The sequence below is a fragment of the Clostridioides sp. ZZV15-6597 genome, assembly GCF_020657815.1.
In the GTDB taxonomy this organism is placed as follows: Bacteria; Bacillota; Clostridia; order Peptostreptococcales; family Peptostreptococcaceae; genus Clostridioides.
Map to the genome: position 1 here is coordinate 1 of NZ_JAGWCT010000026.1, position 18419 is coordinate 18419.

General features: G+C 29.9%; 16 protein-coding genes. 7 read left to right on the forward strand and 9 right to left on the reverse strand.

Features of this window, described 5'->3' with window-relative positions:
• Positions 1-21: 21 nt before the first annotated feature.
• Positions 22-1764 carry a peptidase M3 gene (locus KGF52_RS08055; protein ID WP_227839743.1) on the forward strand — a complete coding sequence of 581 codons (1743 nt, stop codon included), beginning with the start codon at positions 22-24 and terminating at the stop codon, positions 1762-1764.
• Positions 1765-1845: 81 nt separating this feature from the next.
• Here the strand turns inward: KGF52_RS08055 and KGF52_RS08060 are convergent, their stop codons facing one another.
• Together KGF52_RS08060 and KGF52_RS08065 are read right to left on the reverse strand one after the other, a co-directional pair.
• Positions 1846-2043, reverse strand: coding sequence for a hypothetical protein (locus KGF52_RS08060; RefSeq protein WP_227829444.1), 198 nt, complete (start codon positions 2041-2043; stop codon positions 1846-1848).
• On the reverse strand, positions 2040-2369 hold the full coding sequence (locus KGF52_RS08065) for a hypothetical protein (RefSeq protein WP_227839744.1): 330 nt from the start codon (positions 2367-2369) through the stop codon (positions 2040-2042). Before KGF52_RS08065 ends, KGF52_RS08060 begins: the two co-directional genes overlap by 4 nt.
• A 120-nt stretch (positions 2370-2489) precedes the next feature.
• Here KGF52_RS08065 and KGF52_RS08070 point away from each other — a divergent pair, with 120 nt between their 5' ends.
• On the forward strand, positions 2490-3308 hold the full coding sequence (locus KGF52_RS08070) for a MerR family transcriptional regulator (RefSeq protein ID WP_227839745.1): 819 nt from the start codon (positions 2490-2492) through the stop codon (positions 3306-3308).
• Positions 3309-3683: 375 nt separating this feature from the next.
• Here the strand turns inward: KGF52_RS08070 and KGF52_RS08075 are convergent, their stop codons facing one another.
• Together KGF52_RS08075 and KGF52_RS08080 are read right to left on the reverse strand one after the other, a co-directional pair.
• A complete protein-coding gene (locus tag KGF52_RS08075) occupies positions 3684-4247 on the reverse strand; it encodes a GNAT family N-acetyltransferase (protein WP_227839746.1) in 564 nt (187 codons plus the stop codon).
• A gap of 51 nt (positions 4248-4298) precedes the next feature.
• Complete coding sequence (locus tag KGF52_RS08080; RefSeq protein WP_227839747.1) at positions 4299-5192, reverse strand: LysR family transcriptional regulator; 894 nt, start codon at positions 5190-5192, stop codon at positions 4299-4301.
• A gap of 180 nt (positions 5193-5372) precedes the next feature.
• On the opposite strand from KGF52_RS08080, the gene KGF52_RS08085 reads away from it, so the two are divergent.
• The 4 genes from KGF52_RS08085 to KGF52_RS08095 are packed head-to-tail and all read left to right on the forward strand — an operon-like array spanning position 5373 to position 7810.
• The gene (locus KGF52_RS08085; RefSeq protein WP_227839748.1) at positions 5373-6545 is read left to right on the forward strand and encodes an iron-containing alcohol dehydrogenase; all 1173 of its coding nucleotides are present in this window, start codon (positions 5373-5375) and stop codon (positions 6543-6545) included.
• Positions 6546-6569: 24 nt separating this feature from the next.
• Entirely contained in the window at positions 6570-7142 is a 573-nt protein-coding gene (locus KGF52_RS08090) for a DapH/DapD/GlmU-related protein (RefSeq protein WP_227839775.1), read from the forward strand.
• A gap of 4 nt (positions 7143-7146) precedes the next feature.
• Positions 7147-7278, forward strand: coding sequence for a hypothetical protein (locus KGF52_RS21430; RefSeq protein ID WP_255642483.1), 132 nt, complete (start codon positions 7147-7149; stop codon positions 7276-7278).
• Positions 7279-7282: 4 nt separating this feature from the next.
• Positions 7283-7810, forward strand: a complete 528-nt coding sequence (locus KGF52_RS08095; RefSeq protein ID WP_227839749.1) for a cyclophilin-like fold protein — start codon at positions 7283-7285, stop codon at positions 7808-7810.
• Between the two features lie 61 nt (positions 7811-7871).
• Here the strand turns inward: KGF52_RS08095 and KGF52_RS08100 are convergent, their stop codons facing one another.
• The 3 genes from KGF52_RS08100 to KGF52_RS08110 form a co-directional block, all read right to left on the reverse strand.
• Positions 7872-8957 carry a diguanylate cyclase gene (locus KGF52_RS08100; protein WP_227839750.1) on the reverse strand — a complete coding sequence of 362 codons (1086 nt, stop codon included), beginning with the start codon at positions 8955-8957 and terminating at the stop codon, positions 7872-7874.
• Positions 8958-9240: 283 nt separating this feature from the next.
• A complete protein-coding gene (locus KGF52_RS08105) occupies positions 9241-11100 on the reverse strand; it encodes an ABC transporter ATP-binding protein (protein ID WP_227839751.1) in 1860 nt (619 codons plus the stop codon).
• Positions 11100-12836 carry an ABC transporter ATP-binding protein gene (locus tag KGF52_RS08110; RefSeq protein ID WP_227839752.1) on the reverse strand — a complete coding sequence of 579 codons (1737 nt, stop codon included), beginning with the start codon at positions 12834-12836 and terminating at the stop codon, positions 11100-11102. The genes KGF52_RS08105 and KGF52_RS08110 overlap by 1 nt, the downstream gene beginning before the upstream one ends.
• A gap of 268 nt (positions 12837-13104) precedes the next feature.
• Here KGF52_RS08110 and KGF52_RS08115 point away from each other — a divergent pair, with 268 nt between their 5' ends.
• Positions 13105-13983, forward strand: a complete 879-nt coding sequence (locus KGF52_RS08115) for a LysR family transcriptional regulator (protein WP_227828691.1) — start codon at positions 13105-13107, stop codon at positions 13981-13983.
• Positions 13984-14232: 249 nt separating this feature from the next.
• Here the strand turns inward: KGF52_RS08115 and KGF52_RS08120 are convergent, their stop codons facing one another.
• Both KGF52_RS08120 and KGF52_RS08125 read right to left on the reverse strand, forming a co-directional pair.
• The gene (locus tag KGF52_RS08120) at positions 14233-16122 is read right to left on the reverse strand and encodes a metallophosphoesterase (protein WP_227839753.1); all 1890 of its coding nucleotides are present in this window, start codon (positions 16120-16122) and stop codon (positions 14233-14235) included.
• Positions 16123-16436: 314 nt separating this feature from the next.
• Positions 16437-18359, reverse strand: coding sequence for a metallophosphoesterase (locus tag KGF52_RS08125; RefSeq protein WP_227839754.1), 1923 nt, complete (start codon positions 18357-18359; stop codon positions 16437-16439).
• Positions 18360-18419 lie beyond the last annotated feature (60 nt).

Consider the following 18419-nt stretch of genomic DNA (forward strand, 5'->3'; position numbering starts at 1 on the left):
ATCCATGATTGGAGGATTTCTATGATTAAATCCAAGAAAAGATTATTTATTTCTCTAATTTTAATTGTAATTTTTATTATATTTGCATTATACATAAAAAATTATACTAATGATTCAAAAAAAGATTCAGTTAGAGGAACTATTCCTTTTGAAAAAATGGAATATAAGCGTCCTGATATAAAGTCAGTATGCGAAAATATTAACACATACAACGGCAAACTTTTAACATGTAAAAATGCCAAAGAGCAATTGAACGTATTTAATAATGTCGATAAGATTTACCAAGACTTCTATAGTACACTTACTATAGCAAAACTTAGAAACAATATAGATTCATCAGATGAATTTTACTCTAAGGAATACAAGTACCTTATGAGTAAATCTGTGGATGTTGACATGGCATACAAAGATTTTCAGGATACATTTGTAAATTCTAAGTTTTCTAAAAAACTAAAAAAAGAAATTGGAAAAGATGGATTTAATTATTTAAAAAACATTGGAAAGCTTAATTCAGAAGAAGTCGAAAACCTACTTAAAAAAGAGCAAGACTTAGTTGTTAGATATGAAGACTTATTATCTAAGTCTACTGTATCAGTAGATGGAATGGAAATAGATTTTGAAGAAGCTATGTCAAAACCCAATCTTAGTTATGAAGAATATGTAAAAATTTATTCAGATTACTTAAAAAAATACAACCCTATATTTGGTAATATTTTTTTAGAGCTTGTACAGACGAGAACTGAGATAGCAACTAAACTAGGCTTTAAGAATTATACCGATTATGCTTATTTAAATTTAAATAAAGATTACTCCCAAGAGGATGCAAGAAAATTTAGAAGTGAGGTAAAAGAGTACATAGTTCCATTATATATGAAAGTTACATCACAACCTTCTGACTCTTCTATTTATATTAAGGCATATAAGAATCGTTCATTTAGAAAATTTGATAAAGTACTTGAAGATATATCTCCAAAATTAAAAGAATGTTTTAATTACATGAAAAAATATGACTTATACGATTATTCTTCTGGAAAGAACAAATCACCTGGAGGTTATACTACTTATATAAACAAGTACAAAGCACCCTTTTTATTTAATACATGGGACAATTCTTTTTTAGGTGTTACTAGCTTTGCCCATGAGTTTGGTCATTTTTATAATTACTACAACAGTATTAACTTAAATAATACGATACAGCCAAGTATTGATATATGCGAAGTTCATTCTACATCTTTAGAAATTTTATTTTACAAGTATTTTGATGAATTCTTTGGGAAACAATCTGAAGCCATAAAAAAGGAACACTTATCGATTGTTTTAAATACTATTATTGATGCTTGTCTTTACGATGAGTTTCAAGAAATTATATATAAAAACCCATATATGAGCTTAAATGATATCAATAAACTATTTTTTGACTTGGAAGAAGAATATGGAGTATCTAATAAGATACTTAAAAACAAAAATGCTCCATTTTGGATACTTGTATCTCATAACTTCCAAGTTCCTTTTTACTATTTAAGTTATGGCCTTGCATCTGATGTATCTCTTCAAATATGGGAGTTATCACAAGATGACTATAGAAAAGCTGTTGATGTATACATGGATTTTTTAAATCAAAATACAGATGCAGGATTTAAAGATGTAGTAGAAAAAGTTAATCTACAATCTCCTTTTGAAAGCGGAAACTTGGAGGAAATAAGCTCAGCTCTATACGATTATTTTGGTATAGAGAACCCTCTTGAATTAGAAAATGCTTCTTAACATTTAATAATAAAAACGTCAGAAATTTTATAAGCCTTTGCTTTTATTTCTTCTGACGTTTTGTATATTTGCCCAATTAGATTAATATTTTTTTATGTACATAATTAAAAGAATTATAGTAATCAATAAAAACACACCTGTAAAAATAGCACTATTCATGTGAAATTTAATAGAACTTGTATCTGTTACCTTGTTATTTCTAATCCAAAAACCACAAATCATAGTTGAAATAAAAAATAAAGCAGTAATAATACTTGCACCAATAGTTATAAGTTTCATTTTACATCATCCCCTTTGATAATATTTTCTATTAAAATATCAATAAAATTCTCTCTCTGATGTTTAACTTTTATATTTGTACCACTATATAATTGAAATGATTCTGGTGATAAAGCCGCCATTTGTATAGGTAAAATAATTTGTAAGGCAATAGTTCTTAAACTCATTTCGTCTTTTTCGTCCCCAAATATATTACGAAGTATAGGAATGATAGCAAGTTGTGCCTGCATATTTCCATTGATTATACATTGATTCAATATAAAAGGTAGTACCTTATCATAACCTACCTCCAAAACATTATACTGAACATTTTTCGTTCTAAACATGTTCAGTATAATGTTTTTTATTATATGTCAATATATAATTTTTAGTTGACTCTACCACTATGATATGGTTTATATTGATATTGAGCTCAAAAATAATACCTTTATAAAGGAGATATAAATATGTTTAAGATAGGCGATTTTTCAAAACTTAGTAAAATTAGTATTCGCATGCTACGTCACTATGATGAAATTGGACTTTTAATACCAACTCATATAAATAAAATTAATGGTTATAGATACTACAGTGCAAATCAACTTTCCACTACAAATAGAATCCATGCCTTAAAAGATATGGGATTTAGCTTATCTTCTATCAAAGAAATTTTGACGGAATACAATGATAGAGAAAGCTTGATAAGGTATTTAAATATCCACCATTCTCAAGTAAGAGAACATCTAGAAGACACGCAAAAAAAACTATTAAAAATAGAAACTACTATTGAGAGAATTGAAAGGATTGATATTATGAAAAATTATGATGTAACTATAAAAGACTTTGCTCCAAAATATATGATGACTTTAAGAAGAACTATACCTACTTATCAAGATGAAGGAATGCTATGGCATCAATTATGCTCAGAAACAAAAGGGCATAATGTACAAGTTGATGTTCCTAACTATTCTAAAGCAGTCTTTTATGATGTTGAGTATAAAGAAAATTATGTTGATGTTGAGATACAACTTGCTGTATCTGGAAATTATAAAGATACTGAAAATGTTAAGTTTAGAACTGTTCCAAGTGTAACTGCTGCAACTGCTATTGTAAAAGGAAACTTCAATCAACTTACAGATGCTTGTGAGGCTATTGGTAATTGGATATCTGACAATAACTATGATGTAGATGGCCCTATGTTTAATATTTATCATATAGGACCTGGTCAAGACAGTAATTCTGATAATTGGGTAACAGAAGTATGCTTTCCAGTTAGAAAAAAATAAGTTTCAATGATGTTTTATTTATGTAATATTTGTATTCTAGCTCTTGTTGTACTTCTTTATAAGTCTTTTAAACATAGATTCATACTTTAGTACTACCTTTGAATAAGCATCTCAATTAATGAATAAGAAATTGCTATAACCATCAATTACAATCGGCTTTAGATTCTTTCGTTTTTTCAAATTTTGCTAGAATGTCTGACAAGCTTCCTAACTAATAGGAACTTGTTAGACCTCACATTTTATTTCTTCACTGAGTATAAATATCCTTTGTTAAACTTACAACCTAGGGAATAATATTTATTTTTATTCTAATCTCTTATTTTCCAAACATCGAACTACTAATAGCAAAAGTATATTTTTTCATAGCATTGTTAACTACTCTATTGAAAGTACCATATTCACATTCTCACCTTCTGGATAATCACCTTGACCCCATTTATCGAAGTATTTCCCATAATAATCTTTAGGATTAAAACAATCACTTACTACAAAACCACATTTTTCATAGGCCTTTATAGCACGAGGATTTTTAATCCATGGTCGAATAATAAATGTGCCTATCTCATAGTCTCTAGTCAAGCTGTCAATTAACAACTTCATAGCTTTTGAACCAATCCCCTTACCAGTACATTTCATTGAACGCAACCACATATCTAGCTCCATATTAGGTATCTTCCCATCATTGTATGCATAAGAAATGGTCCCCACAATTTGATTATCATATTCTATAAGCAAGTATTTATTAAGACCAGGAGTACTACTAAAAAAGTAAGATTCTTCATCATGAATGTCAGACCAGTCAAAATCCTCTTTATTATCAAACATTGACTTCCATATCTCATCTTCCTCAAATACCATATCATATATTAGTTTTCTATCAGAATCTTCAGCATAAAAAAGCTTTATTTTATCTCTCATTACATATAAATCTCTTTTCATAAATCTCACCACCTTCATATAAACAATATTATAAATTAAATAGCTATCTTTCTATTCTGATACAAAATTATTAATTTCGCTTTGCAATTTATTTAAAAACTTTTTAGTTGCCTTAGAAAAAACCTGATACTTTTTCCAGACAATATTTAAGTGTGCTTCTAATCTCGGTTCTAAAGGTCTAAAACAAAGATTGCTATTACCTGTTGTATTGATTAGCTTATCCAAGCAAAGAGCATATCCAACCCCTTCATCTACCATAAGAGAAGCATTGTAGACAAGATTATAGGTTGCCACTATATTAAATGTTTGAAAATCTTGCCCAGACCAACCAGAAATTACATTTTGAACCAATGTTTGACGTGAAGTTAATATAGGAATTCCCTTCAAATCTTCTGCACATATCATTTTCTTTTGAGCAAGTTCACAATCTTTTTTCATAAGTAACCCCCATACATCATTAACAGGAAGTTTGATATAATCATACTTTTCCATGTTGGCAGGTTCAATTAAAATTCCAAAGTCTAAAAGTCCTTTATCTAGTCTTTCCGTTACATCATCAGCATTTCCACTAAATAGATGATAGCGTATATTAGGGTATTCTTTCTGCAATTCTTTCACAGTTTTGGCAATAAAACGCATAGCATCTGTTTCTCCCCCACCAATATAAACATTTCCTCGTATGTCATCATAATCATTGTTAAAATCTGAAATAGTTTTATCTGCTAAATCAATTATTTCCTGTGCACGTTTACGTAAAAATAAGCCATCCTCTGTAAGTGTGATTTTTCTGTTGCCACGCAAAAACAACTTTTTCCCAAGTTCATCCTCAAGTTCCATAAGTTGTTTTGAAAGTGTAGGTTGTGTCACATTAAGTGATTGAGCTGCACTTGTAATACTTTCCTCTTTTGCAACTGCCAAAAAATATCTCAATACTCTAAGTTCCATTTGTATATCCCTCCTATTTATAGTGTAGTTTCCTCTACTATTCCTGTCAACTATGGGAAGGTATTCTTTATAAGTATTTGCTATTATATTATTTCGTTAATATAATAAACGTATAGAAACTATGATATAAATTTTAATAAGAACAATAACATAAAGAGGACATAAAAAGGAGGAAAAAATATGAATTTTAATATGTATATACCAACTCGTTTTATCTTTGGAAATGGACGTTTAGATGAATTACATCAACAAAAACTACCTGGAAAGAAAGCCTTGCTTGTTGTTTCAAGTGGAAAATCAACTAAAGAAAATGGTGCACTTGCCCGAACAGAAAAGCAGTTAAAAATGTCAGGAGTAGAGTTTGTGTTATTCAGTGAAATAGACGCAAATCCTAATAAAAATTCTGTCATGAACGGGGCTTCCTGTGCTCGTGAAACAGAATGTGATTTTATTATTGCCTTAGGTGGTGGAAGTGTCATGGACGCTTCAAAAGCAATTGCAATGATGGTAACAAATGATGGTGACTTATGGGATTATGTAAATGGAGGTACTGGAAAAGCACAACCATTACAAAATGAACCACTACCAGTTGTTTGTATTACAACCACTGCTGGAACAGGTAGTGAAGCTGACCAATGGGGAGTTGTTACAAATGAAGAAACCCATGAGAAAATTGGTGTTGGTGGTTATGACTCTTTATTCCCTGTTTTGTCTATAATTGACCCAGAATTGATGAAATCTGTACCACCTGAATTTACTGCTTATCAAGGATTTGATACCTTATTCCATGCTGTGGAAAGCTATATATCTTCTTTTTCCAGTGTTATGAGCGATATGTATGCTTTAACTGCTATCGAAAATGTAGGCAACTATCTTGCACATGCAGTAAAAAATGGTAGTGATATGAAAGCAAGAGAACACATGGCTTTTGCAAATACGATTGCAGGAATTGTCATGACAATCAGTGTCACTACAGCACAGCATTCTTTAGAACAGGCTATGTCTGGTTATTACCCAAGACTTCCTCATGGTGCAGGTTTGATTATGATTTCTAAAGCTTTCTTTGGATTTTTTATAGAGAAACATGCTTGTGATGAACGCTTTGTACGCATGGCACAGGCATTGGGAATGAAGGATGCTAACAAAGCAGAAGATTTTATTACAGCTCTTAGCAAATTACAAGAAGCTTGTGGCGTTGCAGATTTAAAAATGTCCGATTATGGAATTACACCAGGAGATTTTAATCTAATAGCAAAAAGTGCACGAGAAACAATGGGTGGTTTATTTACAGCAAATCCTTGTGAAATGACACATGAGGATTGTGTAGAAGTATTGAAAAAATCTTACAGTTAATCAGAAAGGATGTGTGAAATGAACTTGAACTTAAATACATTTTTAGAACACGTTAATCAAGGACTTACTGTTGTTGGAGGCTCAGAGTTACATAAATTTATGAGTGAACTCAGCAATGAAGCCATGAAAATTACCTCTAAATTAAACAATCATTATCATGAGCCAGAAGAAATTAGAACATTGTTTTCAGAGTTAATAGGAAAACATGTAGATGAAACATTCAACATGTTCCCTCCATTTTATACTGACTGTGGAAAAAATATAACAATAGGTAGAAATGTTTTTATAAATTCAGGATGTCGATTTCAAGACCAAGGTGGTATTACTATTGGAGACAATTCGTTAATTGGTCATAATGCAGTATTGGCAACTTTAAATCATGATTTTGCACCAAGCAAACGAAGTACTATGCACCCAAAACCTATTAAAATAGGGAAAAGTGTCTGGGTCGGTGCTAATGTCACAATAACTCCTGGTGTAGAAGTGGGAGATGGAGCAATCATAGCAGCTGGAGCTGTTGTAACAAAAGATGTGGCACCTAATACGTTGGTGGGAGGTGTACCGGCAAAGTTTATAAAAAAAATTGAGGAGGAATAAATAAATGAACAAAAAAGTCTTAATTATATCTACAAGTTTTCGCAGAGATGGAAATTCTGAAATATTAGCAGATATGTTTTTAAAATGGGCAAAAGATATATTAAGTAAAGCATATCAAATGGGAAAGGCAGTATAAGCCTATGAAAAAGATTATAAGCCTTATGTTAACTGCACTTTATAGCTTTGCATTATTAGGTTGTACAAATATTCCAGCCTCACAACAAACAATTAATCAAGAATCTAAAAATAATACTTTAACTGCAACTCCTATTTCTTATAAAGAAAAAGAAGTGATAACATCAACTAAAAATAACATGATAATTGCCAATCTTAAAATTGGAGATAAAGACTTTGTATTGAAACTTTATAATAATGCCTCTGTACAAACACTACTAGAAAAAATGCCACTTACACTAGATATGAAAGATTTAAATAAAAACGAAAAATATAATTACTTTACAAAAGATTTGCCATCAAGTTCAGAATCTGTAAAAAATATTAAGACTGGTGATTTTATGCTATACGGCTCTGATTGTTTGGTACTATTTTATAAAGATTTTCAAACCTCATATAACTACACTAAGCTGGGATACATTGAAGATACCAGTAAACTTAATGAAATATTAGGAAATGGAAACATACAAATAGTGCTTAGTATTATTAACTAAAACAATAGTGTCATTATGTCAAATACATCTACCATGATGACACTATTAAACCGAATTTTCTCTAACTTACAATCTTATTTTTTCCATTATTTTTAGCTATGTAAAGCTTTGTATCCGCTCCCTTTACTAGCTTCTCAATAGTCATATTTTCAACGTACTCCTCTACACCACCACTGACTGTAATTTTGTTTACTAAATCAAATAATTTTTTATCACTAGAAACATGTATGCGAATACGCTCTGCTACCTCAATTGCTTTAGATTTAGTAAAGCTAGGCATTACAACTATAAACTCTTCTCCTCCGTATCTTGAAACAATCCCATCATTTCCAACCTCTTCAATTAAAATCTCACTAAATCGAATTAATACATTATTTCCACATAGATGACCATATTTATCATTTATTTTTTTAAAATCATCTATATCAAACAATACAATGGACATAACTCTTTCTTGCAGTGGCTTTTTTAATATATTGGACATATATTGTATTAAATATCTTCTATTATACAAATTTGTCAAATCATCTATAATTGCCTGCCTTTCAAGTCTTTGGTTCAATTTATATACTTTATCACGCTCATGAGAATACTCTTGTAATACTACAATCATTACTATACATAAAAACAATGAAACTATAATAAAACTACTTATCGTATCTGATGCACGAGATTCGCCTATAGATACAATTAAGTTTGGGTAATTAAATGCCAAAAATATAGATATACAATACACAAATATAGATACAGATATCATAACTATTCTCTTAAGACCATCAAGAGTCAATGATATAACACATATTCCCAACAAGAAATAAAGCATCATACCACTATCCACTCCACCACTTATAAAAAAGAGTACTGGAAATAAGAATATATTAAGCCCTATATTAATTACTAGACACCCTCTATCAATATCTTGTGTTTTAAGAGAATAGATTGCCAATATTGACATGATACAAAAGCAAGAAAAACTTCCCCATATAGATATACTAGGAAGGCTACTAAAAAGAGCTGCAACAAAAGCTAAAAATGAACAAATAACTCCAGCAAAACAAAAAAGATAAAAAAGCCTTTCTTGTAAGTTTAATTTTTTATTTAAATACGTCTCCATGTATTTTTTAATAGACTGTTGTATAGATGACAAATATTTATCTCCTTCTTTATTAAGATATTTTAATTTAATTATATTATAATATTATATCATATAATAAGTATGTTTAAATAATAGCTTACATATCCAATATATGGAATTAAATTTATCTAATAAGTATATATGATAATAAAAGTATGTAGAAAAATATTAAAAATAAAACTTATAAAAAATAACAGACAATTACATGTATAAAATAACAAAGCAAAGCACTCATATTATGTTAAAGTGCCTTGCTTTATTTATATATTATATAAAAATTTATAACCTATAATTTCTATTCCAACTCAAATGCCCCTGTATAAAGACTATAATAAACTCCTTTTTTATTTATTAACTGATTATGAGTACCTCTCTCTATTATACGTCCCTGTTCAAGAACTATAATTGCATCTGAGTTTCTAACAGTAGACAATCTATGTGCTATTACAAAAACAGTTCTACCCTTCATAAGATTATCCATACCTTTCTGTACCAGTGTCTCTGTACGTGTATCAATAGAAGATGTAGCTTCATCAAGAATCATTACTGGTGGATTTGCAACTGCTGCACGGGCAATCGAGATTAATTGTCGTTGACCTTGTGAAAGACTGGAACCATTTTGTGTCAATATAGTCTGATATCCATTTGGCAATCTAGTAATAAAGTCATGTGCATTTGACAATTTAGCAGCCTCAATACATTCATTATCTGTAGAATCCATTTTACCATATCGGATATTATCCATAATTGTTCCTGTAAATAAGTTGACATCTTGCAAGACAATTCCCAAGGAATGGCGTAAATCTGTCTTTTTAATTTTGTTGATATTGATACCATCATATCTAATTTTTCCATCTGCTAAATCATAAAAACGGTTAATCAAGTTTGTTATGGTAGTTTTTCCAGCTCCAGTTGCACCGACAAATGCTATTTTTTCTCCTGCTGTTGCTTCCAAAACTATGTTGTGTAATACTAATTTCTTTTCTGTATATCCAAAATCTACATCAAAGAACTGAATATCACCTTTTAAAGGAGTATATGTTATTGTACCATCATGATGAGGATGTTTCCATGCCCATATTTCTGTATTATCAGTTGTTTCGATTACTTCCCCATTATTGAATCTAGCATGTACTAATGTAACATATCCATTATCTTGCTCAGGCTCTTCGTCAATCAATTCAAATATACGCTCTGCTCCTGCCAATGCCATAGCCATCATACTAATTTGCTGTGCAATCTGTGAGACAGGCATACAAAATGTTTTCGACAAACTCAAGAAAGCTACAATCATTCCAACTGTAATAGAGCCTACACTATGCAATGCCATAAGTCCTCCAAAAAGAGCAATTAACACGTATTGCAGATTGCCAAGTTGCATAATAGTTGGCATAAGTATATTACCATATTTATTTGCTTGTGTAGAATCTAAACATAAATCTTTATTCTTTTTATCAAATTGTTGTTTTGCATCTTCTTCATGGCAGAATACCTTAATGACTTTTTGACCATTTATCATTTCTTCAATATATCCTGTAATATTTCCTAATGTCTCTTGTTGCTTTATGAAATACTTTGCACTTGCACCACCAATTTGTTTAGTAACTATGCTCATGATGACTGTAACTACTAAAACTAAAAGCGTCAAAGGTACATTACTTATAAGCATAGAAATCAATATAACAACTACTGTAATAATAGCCGAAATAAATTGTGGTAATGCCTGTGAAATAAACTGACGCAATGTGTCTGTATCATTGGTATAATGACTCATAATATCTCCATGTGTATGAGTATCAAAATAACGAATAGGAAGTTTTTGCATATGTACAAACATGTCATCTCTAATTTCTTTCAAAGTTCCTTGAGAAATCTTTACCATAATTCGATTATAGAGAAATGTCGCGACAACACCTAAGATATAAATACATGCCATTAAAATAATTGTATATAATAAGCCACTAAAAGATGGATTATCTTCAAGCAAAAGTGGAGTTATATAATCATCAATCAATGTTTGCAAAAACAAAGAACTTATAACAATAGTACAAGAGCTAAAAAGAATACATACGACAACCGTACTAAACAAAATTTTATGTCGCCCTACAATATAAGATAACAGTCGTTTCCATACGCTAAATACCTTTGTTTCCATTACTTGTCATCTCCCTTCGTTTGTGAATCATAGATTTCCCTATATATTACATTTGTTTTTAGCAATTCCTCGTGTGTACCATACCCATTGATTTTACCGCCTTCCATAACTATAATATAATCAGCATCTTCCACTGAAGAAATACGCTGTGCAATAATAATTTTTGTAGTGTCTGGTATTTCTTCACTGAATGACTTTCTAATCATTGAATCAGTTTTTGTATCTACTGCGCTTGTAGAATCATCAAGTATTAAAATTTTTGGTTTTTTTAGCAAGGCTCTTGCAATACATAGTCTTTGCTTTTGACCACCAGAAACATTTGTCCCTCCCTGTTCAATATATGTGTCGTATTTATCTGGAAATGTTTCAATAAAAGAATTTGCCTGTGCCAATTTACAAGCATGTATCATTTCTTCTTCACTAGCATATTTATTTCCCCAAAGTAGATTTTCTTTAATTGTTCCAGAAAATAGCTCATTTTTTTGAAGAACCATTGCTACTTCATTACGAAGTGTAAATAAATCATAGTCTTTTACATTTACGCCTCCTATTGTAATTTTTCCCTCTGTCACATCATAAAGACGTGGTATTAATTGAACTAGTGAACTCTTTCCACTTCCAGTCCCACCTATAATCCCCAATGTTGAACCAGTTTCTATATGAAATGAAATATTTTTTAGACATTCTTTTTCTTTATCATCTACATAACTGAAACATACATTATCAAAACTTATTTCTCCATTTTCCATATGATATACAGGAGTATCACCGTTTTTTAATGAACTTTCTTCATCTACTATTTCTATAATTCGTTCACAAGAAGCTTTTGCCATATTAATCATAACCATAACCATAGATAACATCATAAGACAATTAAGAATATTCATGGCATATGTAATTAAGCTGGAAAGTTCTCCTGTAGTCATTGTAGTTGCATTGCTTGAAACTATCATTTTTGAACCAAACCAACAAAGTAGTAGTGTACAGCAATACATAGAAAACTGCATTAATGGCATATTATAAGCAACAATTCCTTCAGCCTTTCCAAATGTCTTGTATATTTTCTCTGAAACATGTTTAAATTTCTTGACTTCAAATTTTTCTCTTACAAAAGATTTAACTACTCGTATACCTGTGAGATTCTCTTGCACAACTCCATTTAAGTCATCATAAATATTAAACACTCTTTCAAAATATGGATGGGAACGACTTACAATTAAATATAAACCAACTCCAAGAATTGGGATTGCAATTAAAAATATAAAGGATAAACTCGCATTAACCATAAATGCAGCAATCAATGAAAATACAAGCATAAGTGGAGCACGTACAGCCACACGAATAATCATCATATAAGCATTTTGGACATTTGTAACATCTGTGGTTAATCTTGTTACAATACTGGAAGTTGAAAACTTATCAATATTAGCAAAAGAATAGCCTTGTATTTTGTAATACATATCCTTCCTTAAATTTTGTGCAAACCCAGCAGATGCAGTAGCACAAAAACTTCCAGACAGTATTCCAAAACATAATCCTAAAAATACACAAACAATCAAAATGGTACCAAGTTGTACTAGGGTCTGTGTATTGTTTCCACTGATTCCTACATCAATCATTTCTGCCATAATCATAGGAATCAAAATTTCCATTAAGACTTCTAATACAACAAATACTGATGTTAGTATGGAAGCTTTTTTATACTCTTTAATGGAACAAGCTAATTTTTTAATCATATTCTATCTCCTTTTCTAACTAATTTTTAAGATGTTGATTTACTCTAAGTTTTATCAGACAACTTTAATTATCTATAATTTTCTTACCTAACTTTTATTTGTTCTGTATAGAAATGAATATACTCAGATGCCTAATATTTAAAATTTTATCATTATCTGTGTTGAATGAGAATTTCAAAAACCTTAATAACATTAGATAAAATCTAATATTATATTGAAATTATCTCATCTTACAATTATACTTTTTGATATGGAAAGAAGGTGCTTTATGAATACTCAACAATTAGAATGTTTCGTATGTGTTGCTGACAAGTTAAATTTCACAAAAGCAGCAGAAGAACTTTTTTTATCTACTCCTACAGTTACTCACCATATCAAAAATCTAGAAGAAGAATTAGGAGCGAAATTATTTATACGAAATTCAAAAATGGTTCGATTGACAGAAATGGGAAATATGTTTTACAGTGATGCCAAAGACATACTCAACAAAATAGAGGTATCACAGAAAAGGATAGCAAAAGCTACTTCTCAGAATACTTCTTTTTTGCGTATTGGATGTTCTAGTCATGCTGAACTCAATAAATTACAAGGCATATTGTCAGACTTACGAATTGCCTTTCCACAGGTGTACCCTTTAATATTTATGGAGGATTATTTTAAGCTTAAAAATTTATTCAATAATAAACATTTAGACATTATGCTTTCAACAAGAGAAATGATTAGAGATATGAAAGAGTGCACTTTTAAGAAATTAAAGAATACTAAAAATTATGCTATTATGTCCTCACAATCTATCCTTGCTGAAAAAGATAGTCTGACTTTTGATGATTTAAAGACAAATTGCTTAATTATATTAAATCCTAAGTTTATACCATTTCAACATGGAAACATATTGCAGGAAAAAATAGCATTACATTCTCAAAACCATTTTAATATTGTATGTGAAAATGACCAAGCAAGTATACTTCTTGCAAATTGTGGATATGGTATAGCAATATTACCTGAACATTGCATACCAACAGAAAGTGATGGTTTTATTATTCGTCCAATCATTGAAGAAGCTATCATCGAGTATGGTATTGCATATCAAAAAAATGTAAAGGAAAAATACATTCGATTCTTTATAGATAATTTTACTTGTTTGTAAATAAAAATAAGAAAGAAGAACCTCAAATATAAAGGTTCTTCTCTTTTATTTCAATATACTATTCTTTAGTATTTTAACTATATCGAGACATATTTTTATATAAACATATTTTTACTAATAAATCTAATATTACAATGTACCTAATTGTATAATTATGGTATAAATTTACTTTATTTTTATTGATTTACTACTTTATTAGTTTACTTATGTATCAATTCATCTTTATTGTCTCACTTAATCTTTATTGCTCTACTTCATTTTTATTGCCTTACTATATTTATTGATAATATTCCATGTACCATTTTCTTTTCTTAATTCGAGGCTTATTTTTGAATAATAATCTCCATTTTCACTAGATTGTGTCACTATAACTTTATTTCCAGACTTATTCTTATAGCTACGTTCTTTTATCTTATTTTTTGTATGCCCAACTACAATAGCATCTATTCCATCTACCGTAGTAGCAAGTTTTTTTATCTCGCTACTTGGATTTTTTAAATTTATATTATTACTATCTGAATGTACAACTGTAACAATTACATCTGGATTTTCTTTTTGCATAACCTTTACCCACTCATTTGCATCCTTAACTAAGTCATTGGTATATAATCTATTTGTTTTTTCAGAATTTTTTTCTGAACTTGAATCATTAATATTTTTTTCATCTTTATCTATAGTAAGCCCCAATATTCCAACCTTTATGTCGCCTTCTTTAGTTTCAACTTTATGCATTATATAAGGTTTTACATAATTTTCTCCAGACTCATCGTATATATTAGCTGATAAAACAGGAATTTTCATTTCCTCAAAATTTTCTATAATAGAATCCAATGTAGACTTTTTTTCTTCAAAATCATTTTTTTCAGATATAAGTTCATGACTACCAAGTACTACAGCATCATAACCTAGATAAACAATAGGCCATTCGTTTATTCTTTTATGAATACCTTTTTTTGTATTATACTGCCATTCTTTAGACCATCTAGTCATTTCTTTTGTATCTGCATCAAAGAAGTCTCCAGTATCAATAAAGATTGGCTGTACAGCTCTATATCTTTCATTAAATAAACTAACTGCCATTTCATCTGAAAAATTTGAATGTAAACCAGATGTTGTAATTATATTTACTTCTTTTCCAAATACCTTTAATTCACTGTGCTTATCTTTTATAAACCACTTATCATTCTTCTTACCCAACTTAAAGTTAATCTTTGATACACTATCGCCATGAGCTCCAGGCTGTGTCACTATCACTTCTTCACCAGATTTATTTTTAAATGTATGTTGCTCTATCTTTTCATGCGTATGACCAGCTACAATAGCATCTATTCCCTCTACAGTTGTTGCCAGCTCCTTTATTCTATTTCCTGGGTTTTTAGGATTTTTAGGCTCTTCACCTGAATGTACAATGGCAACGATTATATCTGGACTTTCTTTTTCCATGACCTTTACCCACTTTTTAGCATCTTCCACCAAATCATTTGCATATAATTTACCTTTATATTGTGCTTGTTCTTCAAGTGCTCTAGCTTTTTTATCTTGCTCAAAGCTTTTAAATCTTGAACGTTCTCCTACTTCTTTTATAGTAAGTCCTAGTATTCCTACCTTTACATTCCCTTTTTCTGTTTTGACATCTTTCATTATGTATGGTTTTACATAGTTTTTTCCAGATTGTTCATATATATTTGCAGACACCAATGGTATGTTATTATTTCTAAAATCAGAAACTAACCTATCAAGACCTTGCTTATCATTAGAAACGAACTCATGATTTCCAAATGTAACTGCATCATATTTTAATTTTGCCATTTCTTTAGCTATAGGAACTTCTCCTTCACGTGGCTCAGCTATTTTTTTAAACTCTGGCATACCATCATTAAATCGTACTAGTTTTTGACCAGTAGACCATCCATTCATATCAATACTTTGTATGTCAAAAAAATCGCCTGCATCAACCATTAGCAAGTTTTCATCGTATTTTCTCTCTTCTTTCACATAAGAAACTAGGTTTTCTGGGACTATTGAATGTAGGTCACTTGTCCCAAGTACATTGATTTCTATATCTTTAGTGCTTTCACATCCCACTAATAATATTATTAGAACTATTATTGATGTAACTATAATAAATTTTATTTTCATAAAAGCTTCCCCCTTGATTTTTTTGATGATAATAAAATTTACTCTTATACCTTATCTTTACTATCTAAGTTTGTTACTGTTTATTATACGAAAAAAACTATATGTAAATTCCTTTTTAAATAAATCTACATATAGTTCTTTATATTTTTTAGTTTCAAAACAAGACTTACTCTAATATACTCAAATCTTCAAGTGGGTTTAATATAGTATACTCACAATATTTTACTATATGGAATATGGAAATAGTCTTATATATTCATCTTATCTATCATACTAATATTAAATACCTTATATTATTTATAAACTTTATAAAGTTACTCAACCTCAATTGTTTTACTAAATTTATCACTAATAACCCATGAACCCTTTTCTTTTTTCACTTTAAAAGTAATTTTAGAATAATATTTACCATGTTCACCTGGTTGTGTCACTATAACTTTACCTCCAGACTTATTTTTATAGTCATGTTCATCTATCTTTTCATGAGTATGACTAGCAACAATAGCATCAATCCCATCTACTGTAGTTGCTAATTCTTTTACTCTATTTCCTGGATGCTTAGGATTTTTAGGTTCTTCTCCTGAATGTACAACTGCAACTATTATATCTGGATTTTCTTCTTTCATCACTTTTACCCACTTTTTTGCATCTTCTACTAAATCATTTGCATACAATTTATCTTTATATTGAAATTGCTCTTGTAAATTTACATTTTCAAGACCTTTACCTACCTCTTTTATTGTAAGACCCAATATTCCAACTTTTACATTACCTTCATTTGTCTCTACATCTTTTATAATATATGGTTTAACATAGTTTTCTCCAGATTTCTTATATATATTTGCTGATAGCACAGGAATCGCCACATTATTAAAATCTTCTATAACAGCATCTAAAAGACGCTCATCTGCCCAATACTCATCTTTCTCAGATACAAACTCATGATTTCCAAGTACTACTGCATCATACCTACCATGCTTCATATCATTGACCATCGGGCATCTGCTAATCTCTGTATCAGTATTATTAGCCCTTATAGTTTTCCACTTGTTATACCATTTAATCATTTTTTCTGTCTGAGGATCTAAAAAGTCTCCTGCATCTACTACAACAGGTGCAATTTGACTACTTTGTTCATTGACAAGACTAGCTGCTAATTCATCAGAAAAATGTGAATGCAAATCTGCAGTGGCAACTATATTTATTTCTTTATCAATTATTTTTAATTTACTATTCTTTTCCTTTATATTCCATTCACCATTTTTCTTATTTAATTTAAAGTTAATCTCTGATACACTATCTGCATATGAACCTGGTTGTGTTACAATTACCTCCTGCCCAGATTTATTTTTATATGTATGTTGCTTTATTTTCTCATGAGTATGGCCAGCTATAATTGCATCTATCCCCTCTACTGTAGTTGCTAGTTCCTTTATTCTATTTCCTGTATTATTAGAATTTTTAGGTTCTTCCCCTGAATGTACAACTGCAACTATTATATCTGGATTTTCTTTCTTCATCACTTTTATCCATTTCGTTGCATCTTCTACTAAATCATTTGCATATAATTTACCTTTGTACTCAGATTGTTCTCCAAGTTCTCTTGATTTAGCCTCGTCTTTAATATCTTTAAATCCTGAAATTTTTCCTACTTCTTTTATAGTAAGACCTAATATTCCAACTTTTACATTACCTTTATCTGTCTTAACATTTTTCATCACATACGGTTGTACATAGTTTTTTCCAGATTGTTCATATACATTTGCTGATACTAATGGAATATTATTATTTTTAAAATCAGAAACTAATTTATCAAGATTTTTCTTATCATTTGAAATAAATTCATTATCCCCAAGTACTACAGCATCATATTTCAACTGTGTTAAGTCTTTAACTATAGGTACCTCATCTTGAGCATTCTTAACTATATCTTCATATTCTGCTAGCCCACCTTTAATCTTAATTAGTTTTTTTCCAGAATACCATTCCCACATTTCTCTACTTTGTTCACCAAAAAAATCTCCTGCATCTACCATAAGTAAATTTTCATTCTTTGCTCTTTCTTCATTTACATATGAAACCAGAGAATCTGTCACAACTGAATGTAAATCACCTGTTCCTAATATTTTTACTTCTGTATCTGATACTTTATCTTTTGTATCTTTTGTACTTTGACATGCCACAAGTAATCCCACTAAAAACACTATCAATGCCATTATAATAAATTTTATTTTCATAAAAGCCCCCCTCGCAAATTTTTAGATTATAATAAAATTTAATATCATGCTTTATTTTAA

Bases quoted from the DNA above. Each gene is read 5' to 3' on its own strand.
- KGF52_RS08055 (WP_227839743.1), top strand. From the start codon at position 22: ATGATTAAATCCAAGAAAAGATTATTTATTTCTCTAATTTTAATTGTA.
- KGF52_RS08060 (WP_227829444.1), bottom strand. From the start codon at position 2,043: ATGAAACTTATAACTATTGGTGCAAGTATTATTACTGCTTTATTTTTT.
- KGF52_RS08065 (WP_227839744.1), bottom strand. From the start codon at position 2,369: ATGTTTAGAACGAAAAATGTTCAGTATAATGTTTTGGAGGTAGGTTAT.
- KGF52_RS08070 (WP_227839745.1), top strand. From the start codon at position 2,490: ATGTTTAAGATAGGCGATTTTTCAAAACTTAGTAAAATTAGTATTCGC.
- KGF52_RS08075 (WP_227839746.1), bottom strand. From the start codon at position 4,247: ATGAAAAGAGATTTATATGTAATGAGAGATAAAATAAAGCTTTTTTAT.
- KGF52_RS08080 (WP_227839747.1), bottom strand. From the start codon at position 5,192: ATGGAACTTAGAGTATTGAGATATTTTTTGGCAGTTGCAAAAGAGGAA.
- KGF52_RS08085 (WP_227839748.1), top strand. From the start codon at position 5,373: ATGAATTTTAATATGTATATACCAACTCGTTTTATCTTTGGAAATGGA.
- KGF52_RS21430 (WP_255642483.1), top strand. From the start codon at position 7,147: ATGAACAAAAAAGTCTTAATTATATCTACAAGTTTTCGCAGAGATGGA.
- KGF52_RS08095 (WP_227839749.1), top strand. From the start codon at position 7,283: ATGAAAAAGATTATAAGCCTTATGTTAACTGCACTTTATAGCTTTGCA.
- KGF52_RS08105 (WP_227839751.1), bottom strand. From the start codon at position 11,100: ATGGAAACAAAGGTATTTAGCGTATGGAAACGACTGTTATCTTATATT.
- KGF52_RS08110 (WP_227839752.1), bottom strand. From the start codon at position 12,836: ATGATTAAAAAATTAGCTTGTTCCATTAAAGAGTATAAAAAAGCTTCC.
- KGF52_RS08115 (WP_227828691.1), top strand. From the start codon at position 13,105: ATGAATACTCAACAATTAGAATGTTTCGTATGTGTTGCTGACAAGTTA.
- KGF52_RS08120 (WP_227839753.1), bottom strand. From the start codon at position 16,122: ATGAAAATAAAATTTATTATAGTTACATCAATAATAGTTCTAATAATA.
- KGF52_RS08125 (WP_227839754.1), bottom strand. From the start codon at position 18,359: ATGAAAATAAAATTTATTATAATGGCATTGATAGTGTTTTTAGTGGGA.